At 49.1% G+C, this 10,000-nt stretch carries 4 tRNA genes and 6 rRNA genes (2 of these 10 only partly in view); all 10 read right to left on the bottom strand.

The features are described 5' to 3' along the window. A 5S ribosomal RNA gene (rrf, locus tag HC248_RS07330) occupies positions 1 to 105 on the bottom strand (it extends 8 nt beyond the left edge of the window). A 224-nt stretch (positions 106 to 329) separates the two neighbouring features. After that, positions 330 to 3,209 (bottom strand): 23S ribosomal RNA (locus HC248_RS07325). A 371-nt stretch (positions 3,210 to 3,580) separates the two neighbouring features. Next, a tRNA-Ala gene (locus HC248_RS07320) sits at positions 3,581 to 3,656 on the bottom strand. A 41-nt stretch (positions 3,657 to 3,697) separates the two neighbouring features. Next, a tRNA-Ile gene (locus HC248_RS07315) sits at positions 3,698 to 3,774 on the bottom strand. A 141-nt stretch (positions 3,775 to 3,915) separates the two neighbouring features. Further along, positions 3,916 to 5,446, bottom strand: a 16S ribosomal RNA gene (locus HC248_RS07310). A 516-nt stretch (positions 5,447 to 5,962) separates the two neighbouring features. Further along, positions 5,963 to 6,075: ribosomal RNA gene (gene rrf, locus HC248_RS07305) — 5S ribosomal RNA — on the bottom strand. 224 nt (positions 6,076 to 6,299) lie between these two features. Continuing rightward, positions 6,300 to 9,179: ribosomal RNA gene (locus tag HC248_RS07300) — 23S ribosomal RNA — on the bottom strand. 371 nt (positions 9,180 to 9,550) lie between these two features. Beyond that, a tRNA-Ala gene (locus tag HC248_RS07295) sits at positions 9,551 to 9,626 on the bottom strand. A 41-nt stretch (positions 9,627 to 9,667) separates the two neighbouring features. Further along, positions 9,668 to 9,744: transfer RNA gene (locus HC248_RS07290), tRNA-Ile, on the bottom strand. A 141-nt stretch (positions 9,745 to 9,885) separates the two neighbouring features. After that, a 16S ribosomal RNA gene (locus HC248_RS07285) occupies positions 9,886 to 10,000 on the bottom strand (it continues 1,416 nt past the right edge of the window). The 16S, 23S and 5S rRNA genes sit together here with 4 tRNA genes alongside, the layout of an rRNA operon.

Raw genomic sequence — 10,000 nt, 5'->3', positions numbered from 1 at the left:
ATGTCCTACTTTCACACGGGAATCCGCACTATCATCGGCGCTAAGTCGTTTCACTTTCCTGTTCGGGATGGGAAGGAGTGGTACCAACTTGCTATGGTCATCAGGCATAACTTTTTGATCGACTGAGTCCGTGCGCACCAGGGTTTAACCAGCAGCGCACCCTCAGCCCATCGAATCTATAGAGCAAATTAGCTTTTGTCGTAGTAAATGCACACCATGCCTGCTGCACAGCGTGTCTTTTTGTTTTCTTGAATGCGTCAACTTGGCATAACACCTTGATTCACAAACTGCCTGTGTCTCCACAATCAATTCGAGACTTTCAAAGTTATAGGGTCAAGCCTCACGAGCAATTAGTACAGGTTAGCTTAACGCATTACTGCGCTTCCACACCCTGCCTATCAACGTCCTGGTCTTGAACGACTCTTTAGGGGGCTCAAGGCCCCGGCAGATCTCATCTTGAAACGAGTTTCCCGCTTAGATGCTTTCAGCGGTTATCTCTTCCGAACTTAGCTACCCGGCAATGCCACTGGCGTGACAACCGGTACACCAGAGGTTCGTCCACTCCGGTCCTCTCGTACTAGGAGCAGGCTTCCTCAAATCTGCAGCGCCCACGGAAGATAGGGACCAAACTGTCTCACGACGTTTTAAACCCAGCTCACGTACCTCTTTAAATGGCGAACAGCCATACCCTTGGGACCGGCTACAGCCCCAGGATGAGATGAGCCGACATCGAGGTGCCAAACACCGCCGTCGATATGAACTCTTGGGCGGTATCAGCCTGTTATCCCCAGAGTACCTTTTATCCGTTGAGCGATGGCCCTTCCATACAGAACCACCGGATCACTATGTCCTGCTTTCGCATCTGCTCGACTTGTCAGTCTCGCAGTTAAGCACGCTTATGCCATTGCACTATCGTCACGATGTCCGACCGTAACTAGCGTACCTTCGAACTCCTCCGTTACACTTTGGGAGGAGACCGCCCCAGTCAAACTGCCTACCATGCACTGTCCCCGATCCAGATAATGGACCTAGGTTAGAACCTCAAACACACCAGGGTGGTATTTCAACGTTGGCTCCACCGAAACTAGCGTCCCGGCTTCAAAGCCTCCCACCTATCCTACACAGGTCTGTTCAAAATCCAATACAAAGCTACAGTAAAGGTTCATGGGGTCTTTCCGTCTTTCCGCGGGGAGATTGCATCATCACAAACATTTCAACTTCGCTGAGTCTCAGGAGGAGACAGTGTGGCCATCATTACGCCATTCGTGCAGGTCGGAACTTACCCGACAAGGAATTTCGCTACCTTAGGACCGTTATAGTTACGGCCGCCGTTTACTGGGACTTCAATCAAGAGCTTGCACCCCATCATTTAATCTTCCAGCACCGGGCAGGCGTCACACCCTATACGTCGACTTTCGTCTTAGCAGAGTGCTGTGTTTTTAATAAACAGTTGCAGCCACCGATTTTTTGCAGCCTTTCTCGGCTCCCCAAGTAAATGGTTCACCTACCAAAGGCACACCTTCTTCCGAAGTTACGGTGTCAATTTGCCGAGTTCCTTCTCCTGAGTTCTCTCAAGCGCCTTAGAATACTCATCTCGCGCACCAGTGTCGGTTTGCGGTACGGTCGTGTGTAGCTGAAGCTTAGTGGCTTTTCCTGGAAGCAGGGTATCACTCACTTCGTGTGCAAGCACACTCGTTATCACCCCTCATCTAAGCCCGGCGGATTTTCCTACCAGGCATGACTACAGGCTTGAACCAACATATCCAACAGTTGGCTGAGCTAACCTTCTCCGTCCCCACATCGCACTACACATCGGTACAGGAATATTGACCTGTTTCCCATCAGCTACGCATCTCTGCCTCGCCTTAGGGGCCGACTCACTCTACGCCGATGAACGTTGCGTAGAAAACCTTGCGCTTACGGCGAGGGGGCTTTTCACCCCCTTTAACGCTACTCATGTCAGCATTCGCACTTCTGATACCTCCAGCAGGGTTTACACCACCACCTTCACAGGCTTACAGAACGCTCTCCTACCACGTACAAATAAATTGCACATCCGCAGCTTCGGTAACTGGCTTAGCCCCGTTACATCTTCCGCGCAGGACGACTCGATCAGTGAGCTATTACGCTTTCTTTAAATGATGGCTGCTTCTAAGCCAACATCCTGACTGTTATAGCCTTCCCACTTCGTTTCCCACTTAGCCAATTTTAGGGACCTTAGCTGGCGGTCTGGGTTGTTTCCCTCTTGAGTCCGGACGTTAGCACCCGGTGCTCTGTCTCCCAAGCTGTACTCATCGGTATTCGGAGTTTGCCTTGGTTTGGTAAGTCGCCATGACCCCCTAGCCAAAACAGTGCTCTACCCCCGATGGTAATACTTGAGGCACTACCTAAATAGTTTTCGGAGAGAACCAGCTATTTCCAAGTTTGTTTAGCCTTTCACCCCTATCCACAGCTCATCCGCTAGTTTTGCAACACTAGTCGGTTCGGACCTCCAGTGCGTGTTACCGCACCTTCATCCTGGCCATGGATAGCTCACTTGGTTTCGGGTCTACACCCAGCGACTGTCGCCCTATTCGGACTCGATTTCTCTACGGCTTCCCTATTCGGTTAACCTTGCCACTGAATGTAAGTCGCTGACCCATTATACAAAAGGTACGCAGTCACCCGTTTCCAGGCTCCTACTTTTTGTAAGCATACGGTTTCAGGATCTATTTCACTCCCCTCCCGGGGTTCTTTTCGCCTTTCCCTCACGGTACTAGTTCACTATCGGTCAATGATGAGTATTTAGCCTTGGAGGATGGTCCCCCCATATTCAGACAGGATTTCACGTGTCCCGCCCTACTTCTCGCAAGCTTAGTACCACAAGTGTGTTTTTGCATACGGGACTATCACCCACTATGGTCAGCCTTTCCATGCTGCTTTGCTAACACTCTTGCTATTACTTGCAGGCTCTTCCGATTTCGCTCGCCACTACTCTCGGAATCTCGGTTGATGTCTTTTCCTCGAGCTACTGAGATGTTTCAGTTCACCCGGTTCGCCACGCAGACCTATGTATTCAGTCAGCGTTACCCCGAAGGGTGGGTTTCCCCATTCAGAAATCTCCGGATCAAAGCTAATTTGCCAGCTCCCCGAAGCTTATCGCAGGCTATCACGTCTTTCGTCGCCTATCATTGCCTAGGCATCCACCATATGCTCTTATTCGCTTGACCCTATAACTTTGATTTCTCATAAGCTATCTTCAAGGAATGATTGTGTGGTCTTACACCACACGCGTTATGCCGTATCTTCCAATTATTCAATAAATTACTATCGAAATTAAAAGTTTCTTTTGACGCAATCAAAAAATTATTTACTACTATGTCGCTAGCGGCACGGTCTGCACTAAACCTTTACGAATGTGCAGTTTCCGCTAACGACGCTAATTTAACTCTATAAATTTTTAAAGAACAGCCAATAATTGAAATGAATCAATCAATACAAAGCATCCTCGCGACTTGTCGCGAACATGCTTTGCATTAATTTAATTTGCTTCTGATAAGTTTTTTCCAACAGACTGAATCTATCAATCTGCTGAATATTTTGGTGGAGGATGACGGGATCGAACCGTCGACCCCCTGCTTGCAAAGCAGGTGCTCTCCCAGCTGAGCTAATCCCCCGGGATTTCTTTTTCGCTTCTCGCTCTCCACCTAAGCCCAATTGGTGGGTCTGGTTGGACTCGAACCAACGACCCCCGCCTTATCAAGACGATGCTCTAACCAGCTGAGCTACAGACCCTCTGATTAATTAACTCTCATTAATAAACTCGAAGGCGGCACCAATTAATGCTAATTAACTTGAATTAACTCGGTGACATTGCTGTTGTTTAACACAACAGCCGATAAGAATGGGCGTAAGAATTTGACTGCATATTTCCAGAAAGGAGGTGATCCAGCCGCACCTTCCGATACGGCTACCTTGTTACGACTTCACCCCAGTCACGAACCCTGCCGTGGTAATCGCCCTCCTTACGGTTAGGCTAACTACTTCTGGCAGAACCCGCTCCCATGGTGTGACGGGCGGTGTGTACAAGACCCGGGAACGTATTCACCGCGACATTCTGATCCGCGATTACTAGCGATTCCGACTTCACGCAGTCGAGTTGCAGACTGCGATCCGGACTACGAATGGTTTTATGGGATTGGCTCCCCCTCGCGGGTTGGCGACCCTCTGTACCATCCATTGTATGACGTGTGTAGCCCTACCTATAAGGGCCATGAGGACTTGACGTCATCCCCACCTTCCTCCGGTTTGTCACCGGCAGTCTCATTAGAGTGCCCAACTAAATGTAGCAACTAATGACAAGGGTTGCGCTCGTTGCGGGACTTAACCCAACATCTCACGACACGAGCTGACGACAGCCATGCAGCACCTGTGTTACGGCTCTCTTTCGAGCACCAAGCCATCTCTGGCGAGTTCCGTACATGTCAAAGGTAGGTAAGGTTTTTCGCGTTGCATCGAATTAAACCACATCATCCACCGCTTGTGCGGGTCCCCGTCAATTCCTTTGAGTTTCAACCTTGCGGCCGTACTCCCCAGGCGGTCAACTTCACGCGTTAGCTTCGTTACTGAGTACTAATGCACCCAACAACCAGTTGACATCGTTTAGGGCGTGGACTACCAGGGTATCTAATCCTGTTTGCTCCCCACGCTTTCGTGCATGAGCGTCAGTACAGGTCCAGGGGATTGCCTTCGCCATCGGTGTTCCTCCGCATATCTACGCATTTCACTGCTACACGCGGAATTCCATCCCCCTCTACCGTACTCTAGCTATACAGTCACAGATGCAATTCCTAGGTTGAGCCCAGGGATTTCACAACTGTCTTATATAACCGCCTGCGCACGCTTTACGCCCAGTAATTCCGATTAACGCTCGCACCCTACGTATTACCGCGGCTGCTGGCACGTAGTTAGCCGGTGCTTATTCTTACGGTACCGTCATTAGCACTCTTTATTAAAGAGCACCGTTTCGTTCCGTACAAAAGCAGTTTACAACCCGAAGGCCTTCTTCCTGCACGCGGCATTGCTGGATCAGGCTTTCGCCCATTGTCCAAAATTCCCCACTGCTGCCTCCCGTAGGAGTCTGGGCCGTGTCTCAGTCCCAGTGTGGCTGGTCGTTCTCTCAAACCAGCTACAGATCGTCGGCTTGGTGCGCTTTTACCACACCAACTACCTAATCTGATATCAGCCGCTCCAATCGCGCGAGGCTCTTGCGAGTCCCCCGCTTTCATCCTTAGATCTTATGCGGTATTAGCGTAAATTTCTCTACGTTATCCCCCACGATTGGGCACGTTCCGATATATTACTCACCCGTTCGCCACTCTCAAGTATTGCTACTCTACCGTTCGACTTGCATGTGTAAGGCATGCCGCCAGCGTTCAATCTGAGCCAGGATCAAACTCTTTAGTTTAATCACTGCAATAATTTTCAACCCCTCACACCCCAACCGTTTCCAGTCAGACTGTGAGAAGAAAACTCATAAAAACAAAATTGACGTTTAATTTTCTCTTCTATCTTCATGAGCGTTTAAAGTCAAAAGACTTGTGACTCGGCCAGCTTTAACACTGACTTTGTCTGGCAATCGCCTTCAAACGCCCATACTTATCGGCTGTAAATTTTTAATGATCAGACTTGTTTGCTTCGCTTGACTCTGCGTCAACATTTTTAATGTCTTCACCTAGCTTTGCTCGACTTCTTGTCGTTCGCTGTAATCAGCGCAGTCTCATATTATATGCCGGCTTTTACGCACTTGGCTTATAAAACTAAACTTTTTCGTTTGCACTGCTAAACAGTACAAAAAGAAAAGCTCTTTTAATTTCTTTCAGATCTTTTTCAGATCTCTCAATTTACTTCTTCTTTCTCGACACCCCATGAGAAGAAAAGCCCAGTCGATCACAAGATCAACTGGGCCAGTCTAGGCATAAGAGCCTGACGATGTCCTACTTTCACACGGGAATCCGCACTATCATCGGCGCTAAGTCGTTTCACTTTCCTGTTCGGGATGGGAAGGAGTGGTACCAACTTGCTATGGTCATCAGGCATAACTTTTTGATCGACTGAGTCCGTGCGCACCAGGGTTTAACCAGCAGCGCACCCTCAGCCCATCGAATCTATAGAGCAAATTAGCTTTTGTCGTAGTAAATGCACACCATGCCTGCTGCACAGCGTGTCTTTTTGTTTTCTTGAATGCGTCAACTTGGCATAACACCTTGATTCACAAACTGCCTGTGTCTCCACAATCAATTCGAGACTTTCAAAGTTATAGGGTCAAGCCTCACGAGCAATTAGTACAGGTTAGCTTAACGCATTACTGCGCTTCCACACCCTGCCTATCAACGTCCTGGTCTTGAACGACTCTTTAGGGGGCTCAAGGCCCCGGCAGATCTCATCTTGAAACGAGTTTCCCGCTTAGATGCTTTCAGCGGTTATCTCTTCCGAACTTAGCTACCCGGCAATGCCACTGGCGTGACAACCGGTACACCAGAGGTTCGTCCACTCCGGTCCTCTCGTACTAGGAGCAGGCTTCCTCAAATCTGCAGCGCCCACGGAAGATAGGGACCAAACTGTCTCACGACGTTTTAAACCCAGCTCACGTACCTCTTTAAATGGCGAACAGCCATACCCTTGGGACCGGCTACAGCCCCAGGATGAGATGAGCCGACATCGAGGTGCCAAACACCGCCGTCGATATGAACTCTTGGGCGGTATCAGCCTGTTATCCCCAGAGTACCTTTTATCCGTTGAGCGATGGCCCTTCCATACAGAACCACCGGATCACTATGTCCTGCTTTCGCATCTGCTCGACTTGTCAGTCTCGCAGTTAAGCACGCTTATGCCATTGCACTATCGTCACGATGTCCGACCGTAACTAGCGTACCTTCGAACTCCTCCGTTACACTTTGGGAGGAGACCGCCCCAGTCAAACTGCCTACCATGCACTGTCCCCGATCCAGATAATGGACCTAGGTTAGAACCTCAAACACACCAGGGTGGTATTTCAACGTTGGCTCCACCGAAACTAGCGTCCCGGCTTCAAAGCCTCCCACCTATCCTACACAGGTCTGTTCAAAATCCAATACAAAGCTACAGTAAAGGTTCATGGGGTCTTTCCGTCTTTCCGCGGGGAGATTGCATCATCACAAACATTTCAACTTCGCTGAGTCTCAGGAGGAGACAGTGTGGCCATCATTACGCCATTCGTGCAGGTCGGAACTTACCCGACAAGGAATTTCGCTACCTTAGGACCGTTATAGTTACGGCCGCCGTTTACTGGGACTTCAATCAAGAGCTTGCACCCCATCATTTAATCTTCCAGCACCGGGCAGGCGTCACACCCTATACGTCGACTTTCGTCTTAGCAGAGTGCTGTGTTTTTAATAAACAGTTGCAGCCACCGATTTTTTGCAGCCTTTCTCGGCTCCCCAAGTAAATGGTTCACCTACCAAAGGCACACCTTCTTCCGAAGTTACGGTGTCAATTTGCCGAGTTCCTTCTCCTGAGTTCTCTCAAGCGCCTTAGAATACTCATCTCGCGCACCAGTGTCGGTTTGCGGTACGGTCGTGTGTAGCTGAAGCTTAGTGGCTTTTCCTGGAAGCAGGGTATCACTCACTTCGTGTGCAAGCACACTCGTTATCACCCCTCATCTAAGCCCGGCGGATTTTCCTACCAGGCATGACTACAGGCTTGAACCAACATATCCAACAGTTGGCTGAGCTAACCTTCTCCGTCCCCACATCGCACTACACATCGGTACAGGAATATTGACCTGTTTCCCATCAGCTACGCATCTCTGCCTCGCCTTAGGGGCCGACTCACTCTACGCCGATGAACGTTGCGTAGAAAACCTTGCGCTTACGGCGAGGGGGCTTTTCACCCCCTTTAACGCTACTCATGTCAGCATTCGCACTTCTGATACCTCCAGCAGGGTTTACACCACCACCTTCACAGGCTTACAGAACGCTCTCCTACCACGTACAAATAAATTGCACATCCGCAGCTTCGGTAACTGGCTTAGCCCCGTTACATCTTCCGCGCAGGACGACTCGATCAGTGAGCTATTACGCTTTCTTTAAATGATGGCTGCTTCTAAGCCAACATCCTGACTGTTATAGCCTTCCCACTTCGTTTCCCACTTAGCCAATTTTAGGGACCTTAGCTGGCGGTCTGGGTTGTTTCCCTCTTGAGTCCGGACGTTAGCACCCGGTGCTCTGTCTCCCAAGCTGTACTCATCGGTATTCGGAGTTTGCCTTGGTTTGGTAAGTCGCCATGACCCCCTAGCCAAAACAGTGCTCTACCCCCGATGGTAATACTTGAGGCACTACCTAAATAGTTTTCGGAGAGAACCAGCTATTTCCAAGTTTGTTTAGCCTTTCACCCCTATCCACAGCTCATCCGCTAGTTTTGCAACACTAGTCGGTTCGGACCTCCAGTGCGTGTTACCGCACCTTCATCCTGGCCATGGATAGCTCACTTGGTTTCGGGTCTACACCCAGCGACTGTCGCCCTATTCGGACTCGATTTCTCTACGGCTTCCCTATTCGGTTAACCTTGCCACTGAATGTAAGTCGCTGACCCATTATACAAAAGGTACGCAGTCACCCGTTTCCAGGCTCCTACTTTTTGTAAGCATACGGTTTCAGGATCTATTTCACTCCCCTCCCGGGGTTCTTTTCGCCTTTCCCTCACGGTACTAGTTCACTATCGGTCAATGATGAGTATTTAGCCTTGGAGGATGGTCCCCCCATATTCAGACAGGATTTCACGTGTCCCGCCCTACTTCTCGCAAGCTTAGTACCACAAGTGTGTTTTTGCATACGGGACTATCACCCACTATGGTCAGCCTTTCCATGCTGCTTTGCTAACACTCTTGCTATTACTTGCAGGCTCTTCCGATTTCGCTCGCCACTACTCTCGGAATCTCGGTTGATGTCTTTTCCTCGAGCTACTGAGATGTTTCAGTTCACCCGGTTCGCCACGCAGACCTATGTATTCAGTCAGCGTTACCCCGAAGGGTGGGTTTCCCCATTCAGAAATCTCCGGATCAAAGCTAATTTGCCAGCTCCCCGAAGCTTATCGCAGGCTATCACGTCTTTCGTCGCCTATCATTGCCTAGGCATCCACCATATGCTCTTATTCGCTTGACCCTATAACTTTGATTTCTCATAAGCTATCTTCAAGGAATGATTGTGTGGTCTTACACCACACGCGTTATGCCGTATCTTCCAATTATTCAATAAATTACTATCGAAATTAAAAGTTTCTTTTGACGCAATCAAAAAATTATTTACTACTATGTCGCTAGCGGCACGGTCTGCACTAAACCTTTACGAATGTGCAGTTTCCGCTAACGACGCTAATTTAACTCTATAAATTTTTAAAGAACAGCCAATAATTGAAATGAATCAATCAATACAAAGCATCCTCGCGACTTGTCGCGAACATGCTTTGCATTAATTTAATTTGCTTCTGATAAGTTTTTTCCAACAGACTGAATCTATCAATCTGCTGAATATTTTGGTGGAGGATGACGGGATCGAACCGTCGACCCCCTGCTTGCAAAGCAGGTGCTCTCCCAGCTGAGCTAATCCCCCGGGATTTCTTTTTCGCTTCTCGCTCTCCACCTAAGCCCAATTGGTGGGTCTGGTTGGACTCGAACCAACGACCCCCGCCTTATCAAGACGATGCTCTAACCAGCTGAGCTACAGACCCTCTGATTAATTAACTCTCATTAATAAACTCGAAGGCGGCACCAATTAATGCTAATTAACTTGAATTAACTCGGTGACATTGCTGTTGTTTAACACAACAGCCGATAAGAATGGGCGTAAGAATTTGACTGCATATTTCCAGAAAGGAGGTGATCCAGCCGCACCTTCCGATACGGCTACCTTGTTACGACTTCACCCCAGTCACGAACCCTGCCGTGGTAATCGCCCTCCTTACGGTTAGGCTAACTACTTCTGGC

The organism is Polaromonas vacuolata, assembly GCF_012584515.1.
Classification (GTDB): domain Bacteria; phylum Pseudomonadota; class Gammaproteobacteria; order Burkholderiales; family Burkholderiaceae_C; genus Polaromonas; species Polaromonas vacuolata.
Note: the sequence above shows the minus strand (reverse complement) of the source record. Positions and strands in the feature narration are given on the sequence as shown.